The organism is Kitasatospora dryopteridis (genome assembly GCF_050749075.1).
Classification (GTDB): Bacteria; Actinomycetota; Actinomycetes; order Streptomycetales; family Streptomycetaceae; genus Kitasatospora.
Genome location: NZ_CP192749.1, coordinates 8,043,717 through 8,070,087, shown reverse-complemented (window position 1 = coordinate 8,070,087; position 26,371 = coordinate 8,043,717). Strand labels below are relative to the sequence as shown.

General features: G+C 74.3%; 23 protein-coding genes and 2 pseudogenes. 9 read left to right on the top strand and 16 right to left on the bottom strand.

All coding sequences use genetic code 11. The features are described from left to right. The first annotated feature begins 94 nt into the window (after nt 1-94). A pseudogene (locus ACQ614_RS36855) lies at nt 95-2,574 on the top strand (RICIN domain-containing protein). A gap of 77 nt (nt 2,575-2,651) precedes the next feature. Here ACQ614_RS36855 and ACQ614_RS36850 read toward each other — a convergent pair. The 3 genes from ACQ614_RS36850 to ACQ614_RS36840 all read right to left on the bottom strand — a co-directional run bounded on the left by ACQ614_RS36850 (nt 2,652) and on the right by ACQ614_RS36840 (nt 4,569). Next, nucleotides 2,652-3,362, bottom strand: coding sequence for an SDR family NAD(P)-dependent oxidoreductase (locus tag ACQ614_RS36850; protein ID WP_431683475.1), 711 nt, complete (start codon nt 3,360-3,362; stop codon nt 2,652-2,654). A 77-nt stretch (nt 3,363-3,439) separates the two neighbouring features. Next, complete coding sequence (locus tag ACQ614_RS36845) at nt 3,440-3,913, bottom strand: SgcJ/EcaC family oxidoreductase (RefSeq protein WP_431683474.1); 474 nt, start codon at nt 3,911-3,913, stop codon at nt 3,440-3,442. Further along, the gene (locus ACQ614_RS36840; RefSeq protein ID WP_431683473.1) at nt 3,910-4,569 is read right to left on the bottom strand and encodes an SgcJ/EcaC family oxidoreductase; all 660 of its coding nucleotides are present in this window, start codon (nt 4,567-4,569) and stop codon (nt 3,910-3,912) included. Before ACQ614_RS36840 ends, ACQ614_RS36845 begins: the two co-directional genes overlap by 4 nt. A gap of 105 nt (nt 4,570-4,674) precedes the next feature. Here ACQ614_RS36840 and ACQ614_RS36835 point away from each other — a divergent pair, with 105 nt between their 5' ends. Further along, nucleotides 4,675-5,124 carry a MarR family winged helix-turn-helix transcriptional regulator gene (locus ACQ614_RS36835; protein WP_431683472.1) on the top strand — a complete coding sequence of 150 codons (450 nt, stop codon included), beginning with the start codon at nt 4,675-4,677 and terminating at the stop codon, nt 5,122-5,124. A gap of 81 nt (nt 5,125-5,205) precedes the next feature. Here ACQ614_RS36835 and ACQ614_RS36830 read toward each other — a convergent pair whose 3' ends face one another. Then, nucleotides 5,206-5,973: a hypothetical protein gene (locus ACQ614_RS36830; RefSeq protein ID WP_431683471.1), complete on the bottom strand. Its 768-nt coding sequence runs from the start codon at nt 5,971-5,973 to the stop codon at nt 5,206-5,208. Between the two features lie 362 nt (nt 5,974-6,335). Here ACQ614_RS36830 and ACQ614_RS36825 point away from each other — a divergent pair. From ACQ614_RS36825 to ACQ614_RS36815, 3 genes and pseudogenes are all read left to right on the top strand, one after another. Beyond that, a pseudogene (locus tag ACQ614_RS36825) lies at nt 6,336-7,602 on the top strand (sulfite oxidase). A 390-nt stretch (nt 7,603-7,992) separates the two neighbouring features. Continuing rightward, nucleotides 7,993-9,402, top strand: coding sequence for a sulfatase family protein (locus ACQ614_RS36820; RefSeq protein ID WP_431683470.1), 1,410 nt, complete (start codon nt 7,993-7,995; stop codon nt 9,400-9,402). Between the two features lie 123 nt (nt 9,403-9,525). Beyond that, entirely contained in the window at nt 9,526-10,548 is a 1,023-nt protein-coding gene (locus ACQ614_RS36815; protein WP_431683469.1) for a formylglycine-generating enzyme family protein, read from the top strand. Nucleotides 10,549-10,692: 144 nt separating this feature from the next. On the opposite strand, the gene ACQ614_RS36810 is transcribed toward ACQ614_RS36815, so the two are convergent. The 3 genes from ACQ614_RS36810 to ACQ614_RS36800 all read right to left on the bottom strand — a co-directional run bounded on the left by ACQ614_RS36810 (nt 10,693) and on the right by ACQ614_RS36800 (nt 12,624). Continuing rightward, nucleotides 10,693-11,187 (bottom strand): ATP-binding protein, encoded by a 495-nt coding sequence (locus tag ACQ614_RS36810; protein WP_431683468.1) that lies wholly within the window; start codon nt 11,185-11,187, stop codon nt 10,693-10,695. Nucleotides 11,188-11,314: 127 nt separating this feature from the next. Next, nucleotides 11,315-11,692, bottom strand: a complete 378-nt coding sequence (locus ACQ614_RS36805) for a hypothetical protein (protein WP_431683467.1) — start codon at nt 11,690-11,692, stop codon at nt 11,315-11,317. Nucleotides 11,693-11,961: 269 nt separating this feature from the next. Further along, a complete protein-coding gene (locus ACQ614_RS36800) occupies nt 11,962-12,624 on the bottom strand; it encodes a fasciclin domain-containing protein (RefSeq protein WP_431683466.1) in 663 nt (220 codons plus the stop codon). Nucleotides 12,625-12,818: 194 nt separating this feature from the next. Here ACQ614_RS36800 and ACQ614_RS36795 point away from each other — a divergent pair, with 194 nt between their 5' ends. After that, nucleotides 12,819-13,139: a hypothetical protein gene (locus tag ACQ614_RS36795; protein WP_431683465.1), complete on the top strand. Its 321-nt coding sequence runs from the start codon at nt 12,819-12,821 to the stop codon at nt 13,137-13,139. Nucleotides 13,140-13,179: 40 nt separating this feature from the next. On the opposite strand, the gene ACQ614_RS36790 is transcribed toward ACQ614_RS36795, so the two are convergent. From ACQ614_RS36790 to ACQ614_RS36755, 8 genes are all read right to left on the bottom strand, one after another. Then, nucleotides 13,180-13,482: a hypothetical protein gene (locus ACQ614_RS36790; RefSeq protein ID WP_431683464.1), complete on the bottom strand. Its 303-nt coding sequence runs from the start codon at nt 13,480-13,482 to the stop codon at nt 13,180-13,182. Nucleotides 13,483-13,541: 59 nt separating this feature from the next. After that, nucleotides 13,542-14,060, bottom strand: coding sequence for a hypothetical protein (locus ACQ614_RS36785; RefSeq protein WP_363494322.1), 519 nt, complete (start codon nt 14,058-14,060; stop codon nt 13,542-13,544). A gap of 49 nt (nt 14,061-14,109) precedes the next feature. Beyond that, nucleotides 14,110-16,284, bottom strand: a complete 2,175-nt coding sequence (locus tag ACQ614_RS36780; protein ID WP_431683463.1) for a SpoIIE family protein phosphatase — start codon at nt 16,282-16,284, stop codon at nt 14,110-14,112. Nucleotides 16,285-16,505: 221 nt separating this feature from the next. Next, the gene (locus tag ACQ614_RS36775; RefSeq protein WP_431683462.1) at nt 16,506-17,018 is read right to left on the bottom strand and encodes a hypothetical protein; all 513 of its coding nucleotides are present in this window, start codon (nt 17,016-17,018) and stop codon (nt 16,506-16,508) included. Nucleotides 17,019-17,212: 194 nt separating this feature from the next. After that, on the bottom strand, nt 17,213-19,177 hold the full coding sequence (locus tag ACQ614_RS36770; protein WP_431683461.1) for an amino acid transporter: 1,965 nt from the start codon (nt 19,175-19,177) through the stop codon (nt 17,213-17,215). A 581-nt stretch (nt 19,178-19,758) separates the two neighbouring features. Then, on the bottom strand, nt 19,759-20,355 hold the full coding sequence (locus tag ACQ614_RS36765) for a dihydrofolate reductase family protein (RefSeq protein WP_431683460.1): 597 nt from the start codon (nt 20,353-20,355) through the stop codon (nt 19,759-19,761). Between the two features lie 178 nt (nt 20,356-20,533). Next, entirely contained in the window at nt 20,534-20,863 is a 330-nt protein-coding gene (locus ACQ614_RS36760; RefSeq protein WP_431683459.1) for a hypothetical protein, read from the bottom strand. A gap of 99 nt (nt 20,864-20,962) precedes the next feature. Continuing rightward, nucleotides 20,963-21,445 carry a hypothetical protein gene (locus ACQ614_RS36755; protein ID WP_431683458.1) on the bottom strand — a complete coding sequence of 161 codons (483 nt, stop codon included), beginning with the start codon at nt 21,443-21,445 and terminating at the stop codon, nt 20,963-20,965. Nucleotides 21,446-21,600: 155 nt separating this feature from the next. On the opposite strand from ACQ614_RS36755, the gene ACQ614_RS36750 reads away from it, so the two are divergent. Further along, a complete protein-coding gene (locus tag ACQ614_RS36750) occupies nt 21,601-21,819 on the top strand; it encodes a hypothetical protein (protein ID WP_431683457.1) in 219 nt (72 codons plus the stop codon). Nucleotides 21,820-21,845: 26 nt separating this feature from the next. On the opposite strand, the gene ACQ614_RS36745 is transcribed toward ACQ614_RS36750, so the two are convergent. Further along, the gene (locus ACQ614_RS36745) at nt 21,846-23,642 is read right to left on the bottom strand and encodes an MOSC domain-containing protein (RefSeq protein ID WP_431683456.1); all 1,797 of its coding nucleotides are present in this window, start codon (nt 23,640-23,642) and stop codon (nt 21,846-21,848) included. Between the two features lie 318 nt (nt 23,643-23,960). Here ACQ614_RS36745 and ACQ614_RS36740 point away from each other — a divergent pair, with 318 nt between their 5' ends. Then, nucleotides 23,961-25,781, top strand: coding sequence for a hypothetical protein (locus ACQ614_RS36740; protein WP_431683455.1), 1,821 nt, complete (start codon nt 23,961-23,963; stop codon nt 25,779-25,781). Beyond that, nucleotides 25,778-26,359, top strand: coding sequence for a hypothetical protein (locus ACQ614_RS36735; RefSeq protein ID WP_431683454.1), 582 nt, complete (start codon nt 25,778-25,780; stop codon nt 26,357-26,359). Before ACQ614_RS36740 ends, ACQ614_RS36735 begins: the two co-directional genes overlap by 4 nt. Nucleotides 26,360-26,371 lie beyond the last annotated feature (12 nt).

Below are 26,371 nucleotides of genomic sequence, written 5' to 3'. Positions count from 1 at the left end.
GCGCGCCGCTTCGAGCACGCTGCCGCCGCGCCCTCCCCCGGGCGCCCGCCCGCAGCCGACCCCACAACGGTGCATCACCCCACGAAGGAGTACCGTGCCCTCCCCCCTGCGCAGTTCACTGACCGCCGGGCTCGCCGCCGCGGCCCTGGCCCTGGCCACCGCGGCCACGGCCGCACCCCCGGCCTCCGCCGCCCCGCCGTCCGGTGCGACCTACACGGTCACCGTCGGCCGGCCGGTGGTGTACACGCATCCCACCGACACCCCGGCCGCGCCCTACGTCGACAAGGACGGAACCTTCTGGTTCCAGCAGTCGGCGGCGCTGTACGGCGCGAACGACCCCCGCTACTGGGACTTCTTCACCGGCACCGACTTCGACACCGCCACCCGGTCGGCCGCCGTCAGCAACTACGTGAACCCGGCCAACGCGAACGACAGGAACAACGACACCACCTGGCGGTGCAACAACAGCCCGACCGGCCGCGGGGCCACGGCCGCCGCGGGCAGTACGAGCTACGCCCACCGCAACTACTGCGACCTGGCGGGGGTGTGGGTCGACCCGGACACCGGTGACTGGTACGGGCTGGTGCACAACGAGTTCACCCCGCAACCCTTCGGCGACGGGCTGCACTTCGACGCGATCGACTACGCGGTCTCCACCGACCAGGGCCGCACGTGGACCGTCAAGGACCACGTCATCACCTCGCCGTACAGCACCGCACGCGGCGACACCGCGGCCTTCCCCAACCAGACGTACTACTACGGCGCCGGCGACCAGCGGCTGTTCGTCGACACCGCCTCCGGGTACTTCTACGTGTTCTACGGCTCCCGGGTCGTCGACAAGTCCGGTGGCTGGAAGGCCTTCCACGAGCACGTGGCCCGCGCGCCGATCTCCGCCAAGATGGCGCCCGGCTCCTGGCAGAAGTGGTACGGCGGCGCCTGGACGCAGCCCGGCGTCGGCGGCCGGGAGAGCAACACGGTGCCGGTCGACGGCTCGAGCACAACGGGGTGGACCCCGGTGTCCGGCGAGTACGACCCGGCGAACACCGGCACCGCCGCACAGCAGATCGCGGCCGGGAAGATGCCCGCGACCTCGCCGCTGTTCGTCATGGACATCACCTGGAACGCCCATCTGGGGCTGTACATCGGCGAGCCGCAGGCCGTCGACCAGAGCGGGAACGCGCCGCAGCAGTTCTACGCCACCGACAACCTCGCCGCCCAGAAGTGGTACCCGATCGGCGACACCGGCAGCTACCACACGGCCTCCTGGTACCGCTGGTTCCTGGACGGCGCCAACCGGACCAGCTCCGCGATCGTCGGGAAGACCTTCCGTTCGTACTGCTCCTTCGGCTGCTCCGGCGGGGCGTCCGGCGAGTACGTCGACGTGACGATCGGCTCCTCCGCGCCGGCCGCTCCCCCGGTGGACCTCACCAAGGCCTACCGGATCGCGAACGGCAACGGCCGGGTGCTCGCCCAGGTGGCGGGCGGTTCCGCCACCACCTCGCTCGCGGCGGCCGGCGGCTCCGCCCTGGAGTCCTGGGTGTTCGCGGCCAACGGCGACGGCTCGTACCGGATCGCCAACTCCTCCACCGGCCACCTGCTCGGCGTCGCCCCGGCCACCGCCGGCCGGGCCTGGGGCGCCCCGCCCACCGCGACCGCCGCACCGGCGGGCGGCCCGACCGTCGGGCAGCAGTGGTTCGTCGTCGCCGGCACCGACGCCTCCGGGGCCGCCAACGGCGGGTTCAAGCTGGTCAACCGGTACAGCGGCCTGGTGCTCGGCCTGTCCTCGACGGCCGGCCGCTCGCCGAGACGACCCCCGCCCGCAGCTGGACGGACGCCGGCGGCACCGCCGTCGGCGGCGGGCGCAGTGCGGCCGAACAGACCCTGACCCTCACCGCGACCGGTTCGGCCCCGGAGACCGTCACGGTCGCCAACCCGGGCGACCAGTCCACCAAGGTGGGCACCGCGGTCTCGCTGCAGCTCTCCGGCAGCGACTCGGCCGGCAAGTCGCTGACCTACTCGGCGACGGGGCTGCCCGCCGGGCTCTCCGTCAGCGCCTCGGGCCTGGTGTCCGGTACGCCCACCGCCACCGGGTCGTCGACCGTGACCGTCACCGCCTCCTCCGGCACCGCCACCGGCTCCACCGTCTTCACCTGGGCGGTGAACCCGGCGCTCACCGGCACCCACACGCTGACCGCCTCCGGCAAGGCGTTGGACAATCCGAACCACTCCACGTCGCCCGGCACCCAGCTGATCACCTGGGCCGCCAACGGCGGCCCCAACCAGAGCTGGGTCTTCACCCCGCAGGCCGACGGCAGCTACCAGGTCGCCAACGGCGAGTCGGGCCTCTGCATGGACGTCAGCGGCGGTTCCACGGCGGCCGGCGCCCAGGTCATCCAGTGGACCTGCACCGGCGGCAGCAACCAGCGCTGGCTGGTCACCGCCACCACCGGCGGGTACCGGGTGGTCTCGCAGAAGAGCGGGCTCCTGCTGACCACCGCCTCCACCGCCAACGGCGCCCTGGTCACCCAGCAGCCCGACACCGGCTCCGCCCTCCAGCGCTGGACGGTCGGCTGACGGCCGGACGGAAGTACCCTGCGCCGGCCCCGCGGGAACCCGCCCGCGGGGCCCGGTGCTGCCCGTTGCAGGCGCAATCAGGTGCCGCCGAGGACGGTCAGGACGCTGCGGCGGGGCAGGGTGCGGGCGGCGGCGGTGAAGAGCCGGTTCGCGGCGCCGGGGACGACCGTGGGCCGGTTGCGCCGCCGCAGCGCGTCCAGCGCGGCGGCGACCACCTGCTCCGGCGTCCGGACGAGCACGGCGGGGGTGTCGTGGTGCGGCTGCGACTCGGTGGCGGTGGGGCCGGGGCACAAGCCCATCACATGGACGCCGCGGTCCTTGTGCTCGGCCCACAGCGCCTCCGACAGGGAGGCCACGAAGGCCTTGGTGGCGCTGTAGACGGCGAGCCCGGGGGCGGGTGCGAAGGCGAGTGTGGAGGCGACGTTCAGCAGGGCGTCACCGGACCGGGCCCGGGCGAGGAAGGCGTGCGCGAGGGCCAGCAGGGCGTCGCAGTTCAGCCGTACGGTCTCCAGCGCCCGGGCGAGCGGGACTTCGGCGAAGCAGCCCTCGACCGCGGTGCCCGCGTTGTTGACGAGCAGGTGAACCCGCTGGTGGGCCAGCACCTCGGCGACCTGCTGCCGGCCCGGCTCGGTGGCGAGATCCGCCGCGAGACGGCTGTGGCCGGGGCCGAGTTCGGCGAGGAGCGATCGGAGCCGGTCCTCTCGGCGGGCGACGGCGATCACCCGGTGGCCGTCCGCGGCCAGCCGGCGGGCGAACTCCCGGCCGATGCCGCTGCTCGCCCCGGTCACCAGCGCGGTACGCGGCCCGGGGCTTTCGGCGGGTTCAAGACCGGGGCCGGGCGCGGGCGTTCGGTGCACCGGCTGGTTCACGGCGCGGAGGGCCTGGTCGCCGGCTGCGACCGGAACGAGAACGCCTCCATCAGGCGCCGGTGTCGGGTCTTCTGGACGGCGGCGATCCGCCAGGTACCGTCGGCCCCGCGGACGACCGTGTACGTGGCCAGCTTGCCCAGCCGCTTCGGGCGGCCCTTGTGCACCTCGCCGCGGGTGACGGCCACGGCGGCGTCGGCGCCGAGGAAGCGCAGGTCGATGACCTCGACGGTCAGTGCGGTGCCCTTCAGGAAGCTGTCGAACAGGGCCTGGTGGGCGCGGCCGATCTCGTCGCCGCCGCGGTAGACGGTGCCCACGAAGGTGACGTCGGTGGCGTCCTCGGTGAAGTGCCGGCCGTACCCGGCGCCGTCGCCACGGCCCCAGGCCCGGCAGCTGCTGTCCAGGAGGGCCCGCACGGCGGCGCGGTCGGCCTCGCGTCCGGGGTCGGTGCTGTGGGTGGTGTGGGCGGTCACTTCTCGGCCTCCGGCTCGGTCGACGGGTCCCAGACGAAGGAGATGCGCTCCATGACGCGCTGGCGCCGGGTGTTGTGGAAGGCGGCGATCCGCCAGCTGCGGTCGCCCTGGCGGACGAGCGTGTAGGACTGGGTCTTGGTCAGGTCGGCGGCCTTCTGGGGCTTGCCGCTGTAGGTGTCGCCGCGGCTGGTGACCACGGCGGTGTCCGGGCCGTAGAAGCGGACGCCGAGGTAGGAGTCGGCCAGCTTGGTGCCCTTGAGGAATCCGCCGAACAGGGCCCGGTGGGCCTCGGTGATGTCGCTGCGGCCCTGGTAGTGGGTGCCGAGGTAGGTGGTGTAGGTGGCGTCCTGCGTGAAGTGCTCGCCGTACGCGATGGCGTCGCCGCGGCCCCAGGCGTCGGTCAGCGAGCGGATCGTGTCGCAGACGGCCTGCTGGTCACCGGCGCCGGGCGCACCCGCGGGAGTCGGGGTGGTGACGGCGGCGACGGCGGTGCAGTCGCTCACGCCGAGGTTCTGCACGTCCGCGGTGGCGTCGAGCCAGAGGTACCCGCCGCCGGCGGCCGCGGCAGCGACCAGCACGGTGGCGCCCAGGATGCGGACGGCGGCGCGGCGGCGCGGTGCCCTCCGGGCGGACGGTTCGGCCTGCTCGGTGCTCATGAGGTCCCCTCCCATGGTAACTTCACAAGTGAAGTTACTGCGTCGAAGATTTCTCTTCCTTGAGGAAGAGATTATGGAGTGGAGGAGCCCGTGTCAACGCCGGGGATGCGATCGGACGCCAGCGAGGTCTACCGCCGTTACCTGAGTGCGGTGATGCTGCACGGCCATGCGAGCGCGAGGGCCTGCGAGCTCGGCGCCACCGACCTCTACGCCCTCAACATCCTTCACCTGTCCGGGGCGATGACCCCCGGCGAACTCTCCGCCCGCACCGGCCTCACCACCGGGCCGACCACCCGCCTCGTCGACCGCCTGGAGCAGGCCGGGTACGTGCGGCGCGCGCCCTCACCCGACGACCGCCGCAAGGTCATCGTCGAACCGGTCGGCCGCCCCGCCGACCTCGACCGGGTGATGGCTCCCGCCCGGCAGCGGATCGGCGACATCCTCGGCGGCTACTCCCCCGACCAACTCGACGTCCTCTTCGACTACTTCGCCCGGGCTGCGCGCGCCTACCAGGAAGCCGCCGAGGAACTCCGCACCGAGGCCCCGGACCACTGACCGGCCGGCCCGCAAGAAGGCGCAGGGTGCACCGTCGAGGGGCGCGCGGGGGCACCCCCGCGCCCCTTGGGGCAACCCGCGTCAGGGGTTCCAGCGGGTCAGGGCGGCTTCCACGGCGTGGCGGCTGATGCCGGACGCCCGCAGGTCGCACACCAGGATCGCGCGGAGCCCGGGGTCGTAGGCGGACACGGCGGGCCCACTGGTCAGCAGCGGGGAGCCGGGCAACGGGTGGGCCAGCAGCCAGGTGCCGCCGAAGCAGGCGGACCGCACCTCGACGGCGGCCACCTCCGACCACGGCACGACGAGCCGCAACCGGCCTTTCACGAATACGAGTTGACCGGCCGAGAACTCGAGCCGCCCGCGGTGCCGGCCGATCCCGACGACCAGCGCCGGCAGCAGGAAGAAGAGCACGAAGGTGCCGGCCAGGCAGACCGGCATGCCGACCGGGTGCGCCTCGAAGTAGCTCGGCTCCGCAGGGTCCCGCAGGACGTCCCGGTCGGCGATCCCCGGGAGCGAGGCCAGCATCGCCATCATGCCGAGCACGAACACCCCGCCCAGCACCCAGAGCGCGCTGCCGTGCAGATCACCCGTCCGCCCGCCCTCCAGAACGGTCACCGGCCCCGAGGCCGCCGTACCTGCCGGTGCGGACGCCGGGAGGCTCCGCCACCGTGTCCCGCTCAGTTCCCGGTACATCTGGAACACCAGCACCGTGGCCAGCACTCCGCAGGCCGCCATCGCCCCGTACCACCAGGCCGGCGGCAGGCCGACCCCGTCGGTCACCACATTCGCCGCCAGCGAGAACAGCGCCGGAGCCACGGCCACCACAACCAGCCGGACCCGGTTCCCCACTGATCCATCCCCCTCCGCGCACCGGTCGCCCGGTCTCACCATGCCCCGTCCGCCCCGGCGGTAGTCACCGCCGGCCGCGCTTCCACCTGCTGTACACGACAACTGACGGACCGTCGGAAAAGTGCCGAGCACCTGAATCCGGCTCCGGACACGCCCTAGGATGCGGGCATGACCGGACATCGGGCACCGTCCGCCCGCAGAGGCGGCCACCGCGGCCGCCGCGGGCTGTGCTGTGCCCGTCCGTGTCACCCGTCCTGCTGTTGACCCTGCCGGTGCGTCCGCCCGCCCGGCTGCGGGCGGACGCCGATCCGCCCTGCAGGGCCGGCCCGGTGCGCCCTCCTCGGAACGGATGGCACATCTTCATGGACGAACACGCCTACGACACCCTGCGGCGGCGCCAGTGGCTCGCCGGCGAAGCACGCGCCGACGGCACCGACCGCCGAACGCTGCTGCGGATGCCGGCCGCCGCCGGGGTGCTGGCCGCACCCGCCCTGCTGCCGCCCGCCCGCGCAGCGGCCGCGGCCACCACTACGGCTACGGCGGGCCCGGTGCCCGGCATCGTCAAACCGCTCCCGCCGGAGTGGTCGTGCCGCGCGGCACCAACGCCGAGATGCGCTGGGACGCGCTCGCCGGCACCGGCCTGCACACCCCAACGAGCGGTTCTTCGTGCGGAACCACACCAGTACGCCGCTGATCGACCCGGCCGGCTGGCGGCTCGTGCTGCACGGTAGCGGGCTGCGCGGCACGGGCGCCGCGTTCTCCCTCGCCGAGCTGCGGCGGATGCCCTCCCACCGGATCGACGCGCTGGTCGAGTGCGCGGGCAACGGCCGGAGCTTCTACACCCGCCAGCAGGGCCAGGCGGCGCCCGGCACACCGTGGGAGCTCGGCGGGGTCGGCTCCGCGCAGTGGCGCGGTGTCCGGCTGGGCGACCTGCTGCACCGGGCGGGTCTGCGCCGCTCGGCCGTGGACGTGCTGCCGTCCGGCCTCGACCCGGAGGTCCGCGCGGCCGACGGCAGCGCCATGGGGCACGTGCGGCGCCCGCTGCCCCTGGAGAAGGCGATGGACGACGTCCTCGTCGCCTACGAGATGAACGGCCGGCCGCTGCCGCCGGACCACGGCGCACCGGCCCGCCTGGTGGTGCCCGGATGGGCGGGCATCGCCTCAGTGAAGTGGCTGGGCGACATCGAGGTGGCCGACCACCCGCTGTACTCGCCGTGGAACACCGACCTCTACCGGCTGTTCGGCCCGGACCACCCCGCGGGCGGCAGCGCGCCGCTCACCACCCAGGCGGTCAAGAGCGCCTTCGAACTCTCCCGCGGCGCCGTCCTCGCGGCGCAGCGCACCCACCGGCTGCACGGCCGGTCGTGGTCGGGCGCGGCGGCCGTCCGCACGGTGGAGGTCAGCACCGACGGCGGCCGCGTCTGGCAGCCCGCCCGCCTCGCCGACCGGCCCCGCCGGTACGGCTGGACCCGCTGGACCGTCGACTGGCGCCCCGCCGCCCCCGGGCCGTACGACCTGCGGGCGCGTGCCACCGACCGGTCCGGCAACACCCAGCCGGCCACCGCGGTCTTCAACCGCGAGGGCTACCTCTTCGGCGCCGTGGTTGCGCACCCGGTGACCGTCGCCTGAGACCGACCGGCACCGCCCGGCCCGCTCGGCCCGACCCGCGGCAGAGCGGGCCTTCCGCCCTTTCGCCCGAGGCTTCATGACGGTGCAACAGACGGCAATCCGCAGGGGCCGTTCGTGGCTCCCTGCAACGGGGCCGTGAAATCCCCGTGTTGCGCCCGGCAGATCCGTAGCGGCTCGCGGAACCGCTCCCCTACGGTCACTGCCGGGCGCCGGGGAAGCTCCCCCGAGGCCCCGTTGGCCGGCCCGTCCGCACGCACACCTCTGCTCCTCGAGCCGCCGTGCCCGCCACCGGCCCTGCCCGGGTACGCGGCCGGCGCTGCGGCGGCGTGCCGCAGCCGGCCGCCTACCACCGCCCGTCGTCAGTTCCGCCTGCCACGAAAGGGACACGCCATGAGCCGAACCGAGCCGAACCGGGTGGGACGGCGGGGATTCCTCGCCGGCGCGGCCGCCGTCGCCGCCGCAGGCGCCACGCCCGCACTGGCCGGCCGGGCGGCCGCCGAACCTGCCGAACCGGCCGCCGCCCGCCCCAACATCCTGGTGATCCTCACCGACGACCAGCCCAAGCACACCGAATGGGCCACCCCGAAGACCGTCGACTGGCTGGCCGGCCACGGCGTCCGGTTCACGGCGGGCCATGTCGCCACCCCGCTCTGCGCACCGTCCCGGTCCTCGATCTTCTCCGGCCGGCAGGCGCACAACCACGGCGTCCTGGACAACAGCAGCCCCTACAACCTGGACCAGCACACCACGGTGCAGCGGTACCTGCACCAGGCCGGCTACCGCACCGGCCTGTTCGGCAAGTACCTCAACGCCTGGCACGCCGCCGACAACCCGCCGCACTTCGACGAATGGCTGCTCGAGAGCCCGGTGACCTACAACGACGGCACGTACAACGACAACGGCACCCTGCGCACCGTCAACGGGTACAGCACCACCGTCATCCGCGACCGCACCCTCGCATTCCTCGACAAGGCCGCCACCGACCGGCGACCGTGGTTCGCCTTCGTGGCCCCCAAGGCCTCCCACGAACCCAACACCCCCGAGGCGAAGTACGCCGACACCGCCGTCCCCGCCTGGGACGGCCGGCCCTCCGTCACCGAGGCCGACCGCAGCGACAAGCCGGACTTCATCCAGGCCGCCACCGGCACCCTCGCCGACGCCCGCGCCCTGCGCCGGCGCCAGCTGCGCACCCTGCTCTCCGTGGACGACGCCGTCCAGGCCTTCCACGACAAGCTCGCCGCCCTCGGGCAGTTGGACAACACCCTGGTCTTCTACATCGGCGACAACGGCTACACCTGGGCCGACCACGGCTGGCTGAAGAAGTCCGTGCCGTACCGGCCCGCCGTCGAAGTGCCGTTCTACGTCTCCTGGCCGGCCGGCGGCCTCGGCTCCGGCACCGTCGACAACCGCCTGGTCGCCAACATCGACATCGCCCCGACCATCCTCGACGCGGCCGGCATCACCCCCGACACCCCGCAGGACGGGCACTCGTTGCTCGGCACGTACAGCCGCGACCACCTGCTCGTCGAGTGGTGGAAGCACGGTACCGCCGCCGGCGGCCCCCACACCTGGTCCTCGTACCTCAGCGCCACCGAGCAGTACACCGAGTACTACCGCATCCACACCGACGCCGCAGGGAAGCCCGCCGGCACCGGCGAGGTGCTCTTCCGCGAGTACTACGACCTCGCCGCCGACCCGTACCAGCTCACCAACAAGCTGTACGGCGCGACCCCGCAGGACGAACAGCGCCTCGGCATCCCCGCGCTCGCCACCACCCTGGCCGCCGACCGGACAGCCTGACCGCGGCACCCGCCGCACCCGTCGGCCGTCCGGGTACCCCGACCCGGGCGGCCGACGGCCCCGCCCTCCACCGCCCTTCCGCCGCCTGCGGACCGCCGCCGCCGGCCGACCCCTGGACCGCCGATGCGCGCCTGCTGCTCCCCCTCCCACCCGCCGCACGACACGCCGCACGACCCGGGCGCCGCCGGCCCCGTCCTGCTCACGATCGGCGCCCGCCCGGCCGAACCGGCACCCACCGCACCCGCCCGCTCCGCAGCGGCACTCCGGGTGGTGCGCGGTCTGCTGGACCTGCCCGGCGGCCCGTTCCTGATGGGCGCCGACGATGCCGTGGGCTTCCCGGCCGACGGCGAGGGGCCGGTGCGCGAGGTCCGCCTCTCGCCGTTCCGGATCTCGCCGACCGCCGTCACCAACGCAGAGTTCGCCACCTTCGTGAAGGAGACCGGCCACACCACGGACGCCGAACGGTTCGGCCACTCCTTCGTCTTCGCCGGCTTCCTGCCGCCCGGACTGCGCGGCGTCTCCCGCACGGTGGCCGCGGCACCCTGGTGGCACGCGGTCGAGGGCGCCGACTGGCGGCATCCCGAAGGGCCCGGTTCCGGCTTCGCCACCCGCCAGAACCATCCGGTGGTGCACGTGTCCTGGAACGACGCGCTGGCCTACTGCACCTGGTCCGGCACCCGGCTGCCCACCGAGGCCGAGTGGGAGTACGCCGCACGCGGCGGCCTGGAACGGCGCCGCTACCCCTGGGGCGACGAACTCGCGCCCGGTGGGCGGGAGATGCTCAACATCTGGCAGGGCGCCTTCCCGACCGTGTACACCGGCCGCCACCGCGGTACCGCTCCCGTCCGTTCCTACCGCCCGAACGGTCACGGTCTGTACAACGCCGTCGGCAACGTGTGGGAGTGGTGCGCCGACGTCTTCAGCCCCGACTTCCACCGCACCGGCCCCCGCACCGACCCGACCGGCCCGCCGACCGGCACCTCCCGGGTCATCCGCGGCGGCTCCCACCTGTGCCACGACTCGTACTGCAACCGCTACCGGGTGGCCGCCCGCAGCTCCAACACCCCGGACAGCTCCACCGGCCACACCGGCTTCCGCATCGCCGCCGACGCAGCACCACCGACCGCGGCGCACGGCCCGTCGTAGGACCCGGCCCCGCACCCGTCCCGCCGCCGCCACCACCACCCGAACCTGTCACGCCAAAGCTTCGGGAATTCACACACTGACGGCACGTCAAGTCGATGGGGAAGACGGGTGCAGCAGGTCGGCCATCGGGCACGGGGGCCGCGGCTACCAGGAGCGGGCAGCGCCGGGCGGCCTCGCGGCGGTGGGGCGGGGCGGTGGCGGGAGAGGGGCGAGGTGGGCGTGGACGGTCTTGCCGCTGGCGGTGTCGAGGGTGACGGAGACGGTGTCGCACAGGGCGGCGACCAGGGCCAGCCCGCGGCCGTCGAGGGCGGTGCCCGGTTCGGCGAAGCGCGGCTGGGGCAGCAGGCGGCTGGTGTCGCTGACGTCGACGTCCAGGCCGCCGGGGCCGTTGGCGAGGTGGAGGCTGCCGGGGCCGTGGGTGTGGTGGACGGAGTTGGTGACGAGTTCACTGATGACCAGCAGGGCGTCCTCCCGCAGCGGCCGCGGCAGGTGGGCGCGGGTCAGGAAGGCGCGGGCGCAGGCGCGGACCTCGGCGACGCACTGCACCGCGTCGGTGAACGACACGCTCCATTCGAGGGTCTGCGCGGGCGCGACGTGCGGCGCGGGCGGCGCCGGCGGTGGGAGGAGGGCGGTGTTCATGGCAGGTGGTCCTTGAATCGCTCGGGCCCGGTGCGGCGCGCAGGGCCGAGGGCGTGCGGAGAGGGGAGGGCGAGGCCCGGCGCCGCGGGGCGCCGGGCCTGCCGTGCGGCCGTGCAGGGTGTGGGCGTCAGCGGCAGTACCAGCCGGCCGGCACCCAGGTGCGCTCCCAGTGCGCGTGAATCCACTTCCAGTGCCAGCCGGGCTTGTGCCAGACCTGGTGCCAGTAGCCGTGGTGCCACTGGTGGTGGTTGTCCCACCAGCCGGGGTGCCAGACGTTCTGCCAGTACCCGTGGTGCCAGACCTTCTGCCAGTGCCCGGCGACCCACTTGTTCTCCCAGTGCGCCTGGTACCAGCGGCACTCCTTGTCGTGGGAGACCGAGGACGCGGCGGACTCCGCGGTGGTGGCCGAGGCGGTCGTGGCCGAGGTGGCCACGGCGGCGCCGCCGCCGAGCATCACGCAGGTGGCCGCAGCGGCCAGCGAGCGCTTCGTGCGGGTCATGGTCATCGCTCCGCACCTCCTTCCTGATCGCCCGTCACCTCTTGCCGGCGGCCCGTCGGGTCGTCCGACTCGTGGTGCGGCGGGTTTTCCATGACCTTGATTCGGACACGAACTGCCGCCGGACGGGCCGGACGGGCCGCGGATTTCGCTTGAATCCTCGACACTCGGACGACCTACGTTCCGGGCCTCCGGCCCACCGCACATGGCTGTGGGCCACCCCTCGGGGGTGGCCCATCTGCCTACGGCTCCAGGGCGGTCCGGAAGGTACCGGGTGGTCAGGAGGCCGGCATGAGGACGGTGTCGACGATGTAGACGGTGGCGTTGGCGGTCTGCACGTTGCCGCACAGCACCTTGGCGGTGCCGTTGACCGTGAAGTCCTCGCCGCCGCCGGTGACCGTGACGGTGCCGCCCTCCAGGGTCTTGTGCTCGCCGGCCAGGGCCGAGGGCGCCAGGCGCTCGGGGACGACGTGGTAGGTGAGGATCTCGGTCAGCTTGTTCTTGTCGGCGAGGACGGCGTCCAGGTCGGCCTTCGGGATCTTCGCGAAGGCGTCGTTGGTGGGCGCGAACACGGTGATGTTCTGGGCCGAGTTGAGCGTGTCGACCAGCCCCGCCTTGGTCACCGCCGTCACCAGCGTGGACAGCATCGGGTTGTTGGAAGCGGCGGTGGCCACCGGGTCCTCGGCCATCCCGGCGAAGGAGCCGGCGCCGTCCGCCGGGACGGCCGAGCAGGCGGCGCCGAACGGGCCACCGGCCGGCATCGCCGAGGCCGCGCCCGGCGACGAGGCGGCGGCGGACGAGGACGGCGCCATCGCTGCGCCGCCCGAGGCGCTGCCGGCGTTGCTCGAACTGCCGCTGCTGCCGCACGCGCTCGCCCCGAGGGCGAGGGCTCCGGCGGCGAGCAGGACGGCGAACGACTTGGTGCGGGTCGTACGGGACATCAGGTGCTCCTCGGGGGCTCGGGGTTCACGTGGTCGCGCGTCCGGCCCCGGCCGACCCGAACGGTCGGGGCCGGCCAGGGCGGCGAGCGCCACTCACGTCCCCCATTCGGAGTCCGCGGCCGACCGGATGGGTCGGCAGCACCACGAACACGGCCGCCGGCGGATCACCCGCGGCCGGCGACTACCCTGACCGCATGGACCACCCCCTGCTCCGCGAGGTCTTCCCGGACCTCGTCACCGAACTCGCCGCCCTCCTGGAGGAGGAGGGGGAACGTGCGCTGGCCGTGGCGGTGCAGGACGTCCGGCTGGTGGCGGAGTGCGGGTGCGGCGACGACTTCTGCCAGAGCCTGCGCACGGCGGACCACCCGGCAGGACAGCCCTACGGTCCGGGCCACCGGTGCATCCCGCTGCTCCCCGAGCAGGGCATGCTCGCCCTGGACGTCGTCGACGACCGGATCATGTACGTGGAGATCCTCGACCGCCCACCCGTGCAACGCCGGGCCACGCAGCCCTGACGCGCAGCCGGCCCCCGTCCGGAGGCGAGTGCCGGCGGCCCTAGCGGCGCCGCGGCAGGGTGCGGATCAGCAGGGTGAACAGGCCCGCGGACAGCACCGCGCCCGCCAGTCGGCAGAGCGCCCCCACGGGCTGCGCCGACTCCTCGGGGACGGCGAGGAAGAGGGGCCACAGCACCAGGGCGGCCGGCTGGGTCGGTCCGGCCAGCACCCGGGCCGCCTGCTCCGCGGCGGGAACAGTCGGCGCCAGGGCGATCGCGGCGACGGAGAGCCCCACGTAGGCACGCCCCCACCAGGAGGACAGGGCCGCAACGGGGATACGGCACACGGCTGCTGCGCAGGTCACGCGCGTCATTCTGGCAGTGCGGCCGGGAGCCGCGGCACCCGGGCCCGCCGGTCGGTGCGTCAGGCGTCGGGGCCCTGGGCGCGCAGGCGGCGGACGTGTTCGAGGGATTCGCGGAGTTCGGTGAGCCAGCTGTCGGAGTGGCGCTGCACCAGGCGGACGCACCAGGCCAGCGCGTCGCTGCGGCTGCGTGCCACGCCGGCTTCGACGAGGGTGTCGAGCACCTGCCGTTCGGGCTGGCGCAGGCGGGTCATGACGGGGGCGGAGACGGTGGTGAACAGTCCGCGGACGCCGTCGCACTCGGCGCCCCAGGACACCTTGCGGCCGTAGCGCCGCTCGGCTTCGCGTGCGACGGCCATCCTGGCGTCGCGGGTCCGCTCGCGGAATTCGGCGATGCGGCCCTCGACGGCCGCCTCGCGTTCGGTGTCGGAGACGTCGGCGGCGAGGTCGGGTGCGGGGATGCGGCCGACCACGGTGATCTCCTCGCGGTCCACCGCGATCTCGACGAGTTCGGTGTACAGGCCCTCGGGGAGGCGGCCGGTGAACCACCCGCGGAGGACCTCCTGCTCTGATGTAATCATGTAATCATCATTACTCTGCAGGCAGCCCGGATCAAGGCCCCGGGCCGGATCACCCGGTGGCGGCCAGCAGCAGGAGGGCGATGTCGTCCCGGTGCTGCCCGGTGGGCCAGCGGTGGTGCACCAGGTCGTCGATGATCCCGTCGAGCGAGGCGGCCGTGGTCTGCGCGAGGTGGTCGGCCAGGTCGGCGGCGGCCCGGTGCGGGTCGGTGCCGGGGGCTTCCACCAGGCCGTCCGTGTAGAGGGCGAGGACGGTGCCCGGCGGCAGGGGCAGGGTGGTCAGCGGGTAGGCGGACCCCGGCTCGACGCCCAGCAGCGGTCCCGGTTCGACGTGCAGGACGTGGGCGCGGCGGCCCGGCCGGCGCAGCAGCGGGGGCGGGTGGCCCGCGCTGGCCAGGGTGGCCTGGCGGCGGACGAGGTCCAGGTGGACGTAGAGGCAGGAGACCAGGAGGTCCGGCTCCATGTCGGTCAGCAGGCGGTTGGTGCGGGCGAGCACCTGGTCGGGGGCGGCGCCGGCGCTGACGTACGCGTGGACGGCGGTGCGGACCTGGCCCATCAGGGCGGCGGCGGCGACGTTGTGGCCCTGGACGTCGCCGATGACCGCGGCGGCCGTCCGGCCGTCGAGGCGGATGAGGTCGTAGAAGTCGCCGCCGATGTCCTGGCCGAAGCCCGCGGGCAGGTAGCGGGCGGCGAAGTCGAGCCCGTCGATGCGGGGCAGGGTGCGCGGCAGCAGGGCGGCCTGCAGGCCGTGCGCGAGGTCGTGCTTGGCGTCGTACAGGCGGGCACGGTCGAGGGCCTGGGCGATCAGTCCGGCGAGGGAGGTGAGGACGGCGCGCTCGTCGGCGGTGAAAGCGTGCGGGCGGCTGTGGGACACGATGCAGATGCCGACCGCGCGGCCGGAGACGATCAGCGGGAGGTACGCCCAGGCCTGTCTGCCGCTGATCCGGGGCGCCTCCGGGTAGCTCCGGGCGAGTTCCTCCGGGTGGGCGAAGAAGGACGGCGTGCCGAGGGTGAGCGCCTGGCCGGCCGGGGTGAGGTCGGTGTCCAGCGGCAGGCCGTCCAGGCGCTCGACGGCCTCGGCGGGGTAGCCGCGGTGGCCGATGATCTTCAGCCGGCCGGCGTCCGCGGCACACAGGACGAGCCCGTCCGCGCCGAAGGCGGGCAGCACCTGGTCCGCCACCATGCCGACCACGTCCCGCACCCCGACGGCCTCGGTCAGCGCCGCCGACAGGTGCATCAGCTGGTGCAGGCGGCTGATCGTGGAGACGTCCGCCGGCAGGTGCGCCGCCTCCCGGTCCGGCGGCCCGGGGTGCGGGGCGTCGGCCGCGGCCCCGTCGGGCCGGGCGGCGGTGCCGGGCGCGATCCGGACGCTGATCCCGCCCGTGTCGGGGAAGAGCTGGAAGTCCAGCCAGTGGTCGGGCGGGCGCAGCGCCGTGAAGGCGGTGGGCTCGCGGCTGATGACGGCGGTGCGGTAGGGCGCCTCGAGGACGGGGTCGTCCAGCCAGGGCAGCACCTGCCAGGGCAGGGCCCCCAGCAGTTCCTCCTCGGTGCGGCCGAGCAGGCGGGCCGCGGTCGCGGTGAGGAAGGTGATCCGCCCGTCCAGGTCGAGGGCGATCGCTCCTTCGGGCAGGCGCTCGGCCCAGTCGGCGGCGGCCTGTCCGCGCTGCACCGGCCGCGGGTGCACCAGTTCGTCGGGGAGGACGCGCGGCAGTTCGGGGAAGTCCGGCGGGTTGTCGGCGCGGTCGAGGATGCGGGCGATCCGCCGGGCGCTCGCGGTGATCCGGCTGCGTTCGCGGCGCGCGGCGGACGGCGGGTGCCCGGCGGGCCACATCAGCTGCAGGCCGCCCCAGCAGCGGTCGGCGCCGAGGACCGGGGTCGCGGCCAGCGCGAACCGGTACGGCAGGGCGGCGGCCACCCGCGGATAGGCGCGGGCCATGTCCTCCTGGTCGCCGATCCAGACCAGCCGCTCCTCGCGCACCGCATCGGTGACCGGCGTGGGCGCGCTCAGCGGCAGCCGCTGCCACGGCGCGACGAAGTCGAGCGGCACGCCCCACATCGACACCAGGCGCACCAGCGGCTCGTCCGCCTCGAGCAGGAACAGCCCGACCACCGAGGCCCCGGCCCGGCGCACGGTGCCGGCCAGCACCTCGTCGAGCGCCGCGTCCGGCCCCGGCCCGCCGGCGGACGGCGGGGGCGGGACGCCCGGCACCTCACCGACCTCGGCCATCCAACGCCCCCTGCACACGTCCGGGCCGCTCATGCCCGCCGGACGGGCGCAGCACCGGATCGGCAGGCGTACCGGCCGCGGACGCGCCGCACGGACGGCCCTCCGCCGCCGGCCCGACGGGCGGCGGGGCCGCGCACCAGGCACACCGCGCAGCGCCCATACCCGGACCGTACGCCCGCGTCCCGGGGTCGGCCCGCCGGACGCGCCACCGGTCCGGGCCCTCAGTGTCCGGCGAGCTTGACGGCGACGACGGCGAGGCCGATGGCGGCGTCCACGGCGCCGGCCACCAGGGCTGCGGGCAGGCCGCCGCCCATCCGGAGGCCGCTCACGCAGCCCCAGACGAACAGCGCCGCGACGCTGAGCCCCGCCGCGGCGAGCAGTGCGCTGTGCAGGGACATCAGACCGATCCCCGCGGCGGCGATCAGCAGCAGCGGGCCGACCGCGGAGAGCAGCAGCGGGCTGCTGACGAAGAGCATCCTCCTCAGCTCGTGCCCCGAGGCGACCCGGCGGTGCACGATCCGGTAGGCCTGCTGGTCCGCGACGAGCGTGGCGAGCCAGAGGCCGAGCGCCGTCGCCAGGACGGCGCTCGCGGCCTTCCAGGTCCCCAGGTGGTCGACGGCGGACAGGCCGACCACCACGGCGACCATCGTGATGGTGGCGTAGATGCGCTCCTTCAGCTGCTCGGTGCGCACTTCCAGGTTGTTCCCGGGGGCGGTCGCCCCGTCCTCTGCCACGGCCGGCTGCTCCTCCTCGTACGCGGTGCCCGATGGCGACAGTGTCCGCGAGGGAGGCCGCCCCGGCCGGTCGCCGCACCGGGCAGGGCGACCGTCCCGGATCGGGACGTGCGGCGGAGCCGGAGACGCCGCGTCCGGCGGCCCCGGGTGCGGGCCGCCGGACGCGGCGGTGTCGACGGTGTGCGCCGGCGGTGTCAGCCGACGTGGACGCGCGGGCGGCGCGATCGGTCGGGTTCGGCCTCGCGCAGGACCTCGCGGGTGACCGGGGCGACCTCGCCCTGGCCGAACAGGAAGAACCGCAGCAGCTGGGCGAAGGGGTTGCCCTCGGTCCACTCGAAGTACATGTGGGGCTGCCGGCCGGTGGCGTCCCGGACGTGCAGGAGCAGGGCCGCCAGGGCGTTCGGGATGGAGGAGTGCTCCAGGCTGAGGATGCGGTAGCGGTCGTGCAGGACCTCGCCGCGCACCTTCAGCTCGGTCTCGAAGTCGGACGGGTCGCGGACGGTGACCTCCACGAAGACCACGTCGTCCTCCGGCGGGATGCCGTTGTCGGCGCGGATCTGGTTCACCTTGTCGCGGTACTCCGCGAGGTCGCGGCCGCTCGGCTCGTTGGCGACCAGCCGGATCGAGCGGTGCGCGCAGTCGTTGACGAACCGCTCCGCCACCGGGTCGAGGACGACGTCGGTGACCCGCAGTTCGAAGGAGCGGGCCAGCCGGGAGGCGAGCGAGATCAGGATGATGCCGGCGATGAAGCAGGCGCCGATCTTCACGCCGTCCGGGCGTTCGGCGATGTTGAGGCCGGTGGTGTAGAGGAAGACCGCGGCGATCACGGCGAAGGCGGCCGTCCAGCCGTGCTGGCGGGCCCGGCGGGCGGCGATGGTCACCGCGATGGCGGCGGAGCTGATCAGGACGAGCACACCGGTCGCGTAGGCGCCGCCCTGCTTGTCCACGTCGGCGTCGAAGATCCAGGTGACCAGGAAGGCCACCGCGGTGAGCACCAGGACGGTCGGCCGCACGGCACGCGCCCAGTGCGGTGCCATGCCGTAGCGCGGCAGGTAGCGGGGCAGCAGGTTCAGCATGCCCGCCATGGCGGAGGCACCCGCGAACCACAGGATGGCGATGGTGGAGACGTCGTACACGGTGCCGAAGGCACTGCCCAGGTACTCGTGCGCCAGGAAGGCGAGGGCACGGCCGTTGGCCTCGCCGCCGGGCTGGAACTGGTCGGCGGGGATGAGCAGCGTGGTGATGAAGCTGGTGGTGATCAGGAAGACGCTCATGATCACTGCGGCGGTGGTCAGCAGCCGGTGGGTGCCGCGGATGCGGCCGGTCGGCCTCTCCTCGGTGTCCCCGGGTGCGCCCTCGATGTGCGGCATGACGGCGACACCGGTCTCGAAGCCGGACAGGCCGAGCGCCAGCTTCGGGAAGACCACCAGGGACACACCGATCATGGCGATGATGCTGCCGTGGTCCGCGGTGAGCGCGTGCGACCAGTCGGTGATGACGTGCGGGGCGGTGAGCACGTGCCAGAGGCCGACCGCGACCACCACGACGTTCAGCGCCAGGTAGACGCCGACCAGGCCCACGGCCAGGCCTATCGCCTCGCTGAAGCCCTTCAGGAAGACCGCGCCGAGCAGCGCGATCAGGAAGAGGGTGATCAGCACCTGCCGGCCGTGCAGCGCCTCCGAGAGGTGCGGGTTCTCCACCAGGTGCGCGGTGGCGTCGGCCGCCGACAGCGTGATGGTGATCAGGAAGTCCGTCGCCGCGAAGCCCAGCAGGACGAGGACGAAGAGCTTGCCCTGCCAGAAGCTCAGCAGCCGCTCCAGCATGGCGATCGAGCCCTCGCCGTGCGGGCTCTCCTTGGCCACCCTGCGGTAGACCGGCAGCGCCCCGCAGAGCGTGACCACCACCAGCACGACGGTCGCCACCGGCGACAGCAGGCCGGCCGCCAGGGCGGCGATGCCCGGCTGGTAGCCGAGGGTCGAGAAGTAGTCCAGGCCGGTCAGGCACATCACCCGCCACCAGCGCTGCCCGTGCTGCGCGGGTGCCTCGGCATGCGGGCCGGGGTGCTGCTTGGCCCGGTCCGACAGCCCCTCCAGCAGCCACGCCCGCAGCCGACTCGGTGCCGCGGGTTGAGGGGGGACCGGCGGGGATGTTGTGGACACGGTGGACTCCGTCGACGGCGCAAATGATCAAGCCGCCCGGTGGGCGGCGACGCCAGAGTAGACAGCCCGGTCGTCGGCCTCTTTCGCCACCGTGTACAACATGCGGACCCGCTCCTGGCAGGAGCGGTCGTACCGCGCACCCGCCGGACGGCCCCGCCGAGCCCGGCCGCCGGTGCCGGAAACCCGCGCCCGGGTCGGGCTGCACGGCGGCGGCGTGCGGGTTGAGCCGCAGGTCAGGACGGTCGGCTTCGGGTGGCGACGGTGTCCGCGCAGGACGGCGCGCCGCCTCCGGGCAGTGGGGTGGCGGCCGGGGACCGGGCAGGCCGAGCCCCGGCCCGTCCCACAGGACGGACGGCCCGCCCGACGGGCACGGGAGCGAATCCTTGACGGATCTTTAACGCCCTGCGGACCGTCCGCCCGGCTCCGGCCCCTCATCGACTCCGGAACCGGTTCGCAGGCGGACCGAAGGCACCGTCACCACCGCGCCGTGCCCGCGGCCCGCAGGTCACGGCGTCGGTCCCGGGGTCCGGGATCTCCGGGTCGAGGCGCAGACCGTCCGCCCTCGGCGAGTGCCCCGGGTGCTACTTCTCGGTGACCGTGCGGTAGGTACAGACGTTGACGCCGGTGGCGCTGGTGACGGTGGAGACCAGCTCGAGCGTGTGCTTCGCGCCCTCCGCCGGGAAGATCGACTTGCCGCCGCCGAGCAGCACCGGCATGACCATCAGCCGGAGCTCGTCGACCAGGCCCTCGGCGAGGAGGGTGCGGGCGAGGGTGGGGCTGCCCATGACGAGCAGGTCGCCGCCCTCGGCCTTGTGCAGCTCGCGCAGGCGGTCGACGGCCTCGTCGCCGCCGATGCGGGTGGTGTTCGCCCAGGTCAGGTCGGAGTCGCCGAGCGTCCGGGAGACGACGTACTTGGGGATGGCGTTCATCCGGTCGGCGAACGGGTCACCGGCGCGCTCGGGCCAGGCCGCGGCCATCGTCTGCCAGGTGCGGCGCCCGAACAGCAGGGCCTCGGCCTTGCCCAGCGCGTCGTCGAAGGCGCCGCCGACGACCTCCGGGTCGAAGAAGGGGTGCGACCATCCGCCGTGGGCGAAGCCGCCGTCGGTGTCCTCCTCCGGGCCGCCGGGGGCCTGCACGACGCCGTCGAGGCTCATGAACTCGCTGATGACGATGCGCACGGGACTTGCTCCTCCACTGGTTCCAGGTGCGGCCGCCCCTGTTCCTCGCGCCGCTCCGGCATCATGGCACCCGCGACTGACAAACCGTCACCGTCCGGCTGCACGAAGGGGCGCCGCGTCGCCGCAGGGCTTCTCCGCCGGCCGCGGAAGCACCGGTCGGAGGGTGCGGGCAGCAGGGTCAGCCGTACCAGGAGGCCTCGGTCGGCCGGGCGTGTCGGGGGATCTCCCGCTCGGGCATCGGCAGCTCCGCACCGCCGTCCAGGAGCGTGCAGGACGGGATGCCGCTCACCCGCCCGGGCAGGTCGACCCGGACCTCGACCCTGCGCGGCGGCTCGAGGGGCAGCACGACCGCGAGGGTGAGCTCCTCCGCGTGGTGTCCGTGGACGCGTTCGAAGGCCACTTCCTTGCCGTCCACCAGCACCTCCACCTCCCGGTCGCCCCCGAAGCGCACCCCCGCGGTGACCGAGCAGCCGGCGTGTTCGAGGTGGAAGTGGTACTCGCGGCCCATGCCCGCCTCCCGGTCGTTGCTCCCGACACGTGCTTCCGTCGTGTGGACCCTGCCTCTTCATCGTGACACCGGTCCGCGGCGAACGGCGGGCCGGTGCATTCACCAGGGCCGGTACCAGGGGCGGGGCGGGAGGCGGTCGGCGAAGAAGGCTTCGGCCTCGGCGCGCCGGGGCCCGTCGAGAATGCGCTGGGGCAGGAAGGTAACGGTGCGGTTGGCGTGCTCCAGGTACCAGAAGCCGCCGCTGCTGGTCATCTGGCGGTGCAGGCCCCACGCCGCGGTGGTGCGGCCCGCCGCGGTCCGCATCTCGTACCCCTCGTCGGTGAGGCGGACGGTCCACGGCTCGGCCGTCAGCCGGGCGTTCGCGCGGGCCGTGAGGCGGACGATGCCGAACTCGGACACCAGCAGCAGCACGAGCCCGGGGGCGAAGTACCGGGGCTGGAGGCGGCCGTCCAGCACGGACAGCAGTGCGGCGGCCGGCATCGCCAGGACGCCCAGGACGGTGAGGAACCGCACCAGCGGGAAGCGCCGCGCCGCGCGGCGGCACTCCTTCGGCGTCACCGTGAAGGTCGCGGTGATGTCCATGGTCCTGCACACCTCTCTGCTCCGGATGCCGGAACGCGTCCGGTCCGGCCGGCGCGTCCGGACGGATGACATGTCCGTCCGGAAGGAGCAGCGGCCGTAACCCCGCCGGTGTCACACCGTTGGCGGCACAGACCGTCTTCCGTGGAGGGAACAGCATGCCAGTCCTCGCCCGAACCGCCGTCGCCGCCGCCCTGTTCGGTGCGGCCACCGTGGCGGGCACCGCCGCTGCGGCCGCCGCCGGGAACGCCGCGTACCCGGCGCCCTCGAAGCAGGAGCACCTGTACACCGTCCCGGTGGGGGGCGTGACCGACCTCGGTGACCTGACCAAGCTGGGCCTGCTCGGCTACGACTTCGCCGGGCTCCTGGGCGGCTGACGGGGCGTCGCTCCACCGGCGGGCCGTCAGAGGTCGAGGACGATGTCGCGGTCCGGCCGGGAGCAGCAGATCAGGGCGTTGCCGGGGCCGGGCCGCTCGACCGGTTCGGGGTCGTAGGCGACCCGGCCCTCCAGGAGGCGGGTCTCGCAGGTGCGGCAGACGCCGGTGCGGCAGGACCAGCGGACGGCGATGTCGCAGGCTTCGGCGAGTTCCAGCAGGGTGCCGTACTCGGGCTTCCACGGGACGGTGATGCCGCTGCGGGTGAAAGCGACCGCGGGGCCGTCGCCGGGGGTTCCCCCGGGCGGGTGCGGGGTGCGGGCCGGGCCCGCGGCGGCGATGCCGGGGGTGAGGCCGCTCGCGGCGGCGAAGAGTTCGGTGCGGATGTGCTCGGGTGCCAGGCCGGCGCCGGTCAGTGCCGCGGTGAGGTCGGCCATGAACGGGGCCGGACCGCAGAGGTGGGCGTGGGCGTCGGCGGGCAGGCCGAGTCCGGCGACGAGGTCCGCGGTGAGGCGGCCCCGATCGGTGTAGTCGGTGCCGGGCCGGCCGTAGTCGGCGCCCTGCCGGTCCTCGGGGCGCGGGCGGCTGTAGCAGATGCGCACGTGCGACCGGGGCAGCCGCTGCAGCAGGCGCCCGGTCTCCGCCGCGAAGGGGTGGTCCGCGCCGTTCCGCGCCCCGTGCAGCCACCACACCTCCCGGCCCGGCCGGGCGGCCGCCAGGGCGTGCAGCATGGCGAGGACGGGGGTGGCGCCGACGCCCGCCGAGGCCAGCACCACCGGGGCGTCCCCCGGGGCGAGGGTGAAGGCGCCGCGCGGAGCGGCGGTCTGCAGGGTGTCGCCGACCCGCAGGTTGCGGTGCAGCCAGGCGCTGGCGACGCCGTCGGGCTCGCTCTTGACGCTGATCCGGTACCGCTGCGCGCCGGGCGGGCCGGAGAGCGAGTAGCTGCGCAGCAGGGCGGGCCGGTCGGCGTCCGGGGTGAGGCGGACGGTGAGGTACTGGCCGGGTGCGGCGGCGGGCAGCGGGGCACCGTCGGGGTCGGCCAGCCAGAGGGAGAGCACGCTGCGGCTCTCGATGGCGGTGGCGGCGACGGTGAGCGGCCGGAAGCCGTCCCAGGCGGGCCGGGGGTCGGCGCCGTCCGGGTTGAGGCCGGGGTTCCCGGCCGGGGCGCCTTCGGTTGCGGCGTCCGCCTGCTGCAGGAGGGCGCGGAAGGAGCCCTGCCAGCCGGGGCTGAGCGCGGGGATGCGCAGGGCCCTGGCGATGCGGTCGCGGGGCCGTTCGGGGAGGTAGAGCAGGCCGTCGGTCTCGGCGACGGTCATCCGCTCCGGCCCGTCGGCGATCTTGACGATCTCCTGGCCGGCCTCGACCTCGCCCTCGGTGAGCACCCGCAGGTAGAAGCCGGGGCGGCGGTGGCTGACCAGCAGCGCGGGCATACGGGGTTCGTCCATCCGCAGCCCGACGCGGTAGCAGGTCACGCGCGGCTGGGTCACTTCGAAGACCGCACTGCCGATCCGGTAGCGGTCGCCGATGCAGACCTCGTCGTCGGGGAGCCCTTCGACGGTGAAGTTCTCGCCGAACTGGCCGTGGGTGAAGTCGTCGCGGCCGAGGACCTGCTGCCAGTGGCGGTACGAGTCCAGCTGGTACACCATCACGGCCCGCATCTCGCCGCCGTGTCCGGCCAGGTCGCCCTGGCCGTCACCGTCGAGGTTCAGCCGGCGCACGGTGCACGGCCCGTCGACCGGGTGCTTCCAGATGCCGGTGCGGACGGTGCGGCCGCGCCAGCGGACGTCCTTCGGCAGTCCGACGTTGACGGAGACGAGCTTGGCCACGGTGTCCGCCCTGCAGGTCGACGCGGGCCCCCCGGTCCCCTCCGATCGTAGCCGCGGACCTGCGGCCGGGCGGTACCCCGGACGGCGAGTCCGGGCTCGTACCGGAAGGTCGCCGCGACGGTGTCCGGGTCCTCGAAGCCGGTGCCGACCCGGCCGGGTGCGGCGTCCCACCGGCCCGGCAGGTCCGGGTCCGGCCGGCCTGGCCACCACTGTGCGGAAACCGCCCCCGTTTGCCATGCGCCGTACGCGATCCTGTATGTGACTTGATGTCAGCTGCGTGCACGCAGCCGCACGCACATGCACGGGGGAGTGCGAGGCTTGAGCGACACCTACGGCGGAAATCCTTGGCAGTACACCTACGACCAGCCGCCGCCCGCGCCCCGCAGCCGGTGGCGGCGCGGGTGGATCCCGGTGGCGGCGCTGCTCGGGCTGGTGCTCGCGGTGGTCGCGGGCGTCCTGGTCTGGCGGTCGGCGGAGCCCGACGTACCGGCGGCGAACCGGGCGCCGTTCTACCGGGCGGTGCAGAACCTGTTCGGCGAGCCGGTGGTGCACTACACGGGCACCGCGTCCGGCGGCTCGCCGGGCTGGGACGTGAAGGTCACCGGCGACGGCGCGATGTCCGGCACGGTCACCAGTGACGGCGAGCGGATCGACGTCCTGGCCGTCGAGGGGCGGACGTACGTCAAACCGCCGAAGTCCCTGCTCACCGGCCTTCCGGACGGCGCCTCCGGCTCCTCGCTGGAGGGCAAGTGGGTCACCGGCTCCGACCGGCTGGCCCGGCCGCTGCCGCAGGGGCTGGTCTCCCCCGCCGAGCTGGCCGGCCGGCTGTGGGCGGCGCTGGACGAGGCCGACTTCCCGCCGCCGGGCGCCCCGACCACCCGGGTCGGCGACCGGAAGGCCGTGGCCGTCCGGACGTCCGAGGGTGTGCTGTTCGTCTCCGCCGACGCGCCCTACCGGGTGCTGCGGCTGGCGCCGGCCACGGCGGCCGGGGCCGGCGCCCCGGCGGGTGCCGCGCGGGTGGCCGACCGTGCCGCGGCAGCACCGGCGGCGTTCCGGGCCGGTGCACCGGCAGCCGTCGGCAAGGCCGCCGCGCTCGGGCCGGTCGACTTCGAGCCGATGTCGCCCGCGGACGTCGGCCGGGCCTACGACGAACTCATCGACCGGACGAAGGCGCTCGGCAGCGCCGTCGACCTCGGTGTCGACTTCACCTTCAACCAGACCGGCAACCTCAGCTGCTCCCAGTCCTGCACCGTCACCGAGAACGTCGTCACCCGGACCACCGCCAAGCCCGGTGTGAAGGTCTCCGGGACGGTCACCGCCGTCATGAACGCCGACGTCACCGTCAACGGGCGGGGCGCCGGCGGCTGCAGCCAGACCGCCACCCTGCCGGTCAACGGCAGCGGCACGATCAGCTGCGTCGCGGCCGGCACCGCACCGGTCGTCGAACAGATCCGGGCGGAGAAGCAGCGCGAGGCCGACCAGCAGGCCCGTGCCACCGGGCGGTCCGTCAACCTCCAGTACACGCTGGACTTCCGGGCACGCGTCCGGATCACCGCCCAGGCCGTCGCGCAGGCCGAGCTCGAACGGACCGTCCGCGCCCAGCAGTCGGGGCGCGACAGCGCCGTCAAGAACGCCGAGCGGCGGGCCGGCTGCGCCGGTGGCGGCACGGTCTCCGGAGCGGCCCTGCGGACCGGCGGCCCTGCGGCGGTACCGGCGGCCGACACCCCGGCCCCCGGCAAGGAGTGCACCACCACGGTCTACCGCGTGCAGACCGACCACCCGGACAGCAAGCGGCTCGGCGTGGACAAGGACGGCAACATCACCCGCCAGGGCAATGGCAACCTGTACCTCAACATGAGCGGAGACATCGCGCACTCACAGACGTTCCGCGGCGGCAGCGGGCAGATCATCGCCTTCGAGGTGCCGACCTCCCGCGTCGAGCGCATCCTCGACGCGGCCCTGCCGCAGCGCATGCCGCGCGGCTACACCGGCTCGCGCCGCGAGTGGAACCAGGCCCGCAAGAACGCGCCCGAGATCGCCGACCCCAAGCTCTCCCCCGGGCTGATCGGCCTGCCGCAGCACCTGCTCGACGAGTTCCTCGACAGCATCGTGCCCGGCTCCGGGCGCATCGTCCGGTGAGGCCCGCCGTGCCGCACCGCTACGCGGACGAACTCGCCCGCCTCGCCGCCCGGCCCGCCGTCACCGCCGCACCCCCGGGGCTGACGGCCCTGGCGGTCAGGCCGATCGGGGATCTGGAGGCGTACGCGCGGCGGCTGCGCGAGATCCTGTCCGCCGCCGTACGGGCCGCCGGTGAACAGGACTTCGATGCGGACCCGCTCGACGAGAGCGGGATTCCGCCGTGGTTCGCCGCGGTGACCGACCCCACCGGCACGGCCGGGACGGTCCACACCGACGTTCCGCCCGAGGCGGTCGCCGGGGCCGCCCGCTACGGCCCGGCCCGCGGCGAGGACCCGTGGGACCTCCAGGAGTGGCTCTACTGCTTCGACCCGGAGCTGCGCCGCTGGCGGTGGTGGGACGCCACCACCCCCGACGGCCGGACGGCCGTCCTGTGGCTCGACACCCGCGGCGAACCGGTCGTGCCCTGCGAGGAACTCCGCTGGGCCGCCCACGCCGCCGGCGCCCACGGCGTCACCGGCCCCACACCGGCCCCGACACCCGACTGGCCCGACCAGCCGAGCATCGGACTCCCGGCCTGAGACAGCGTCGGC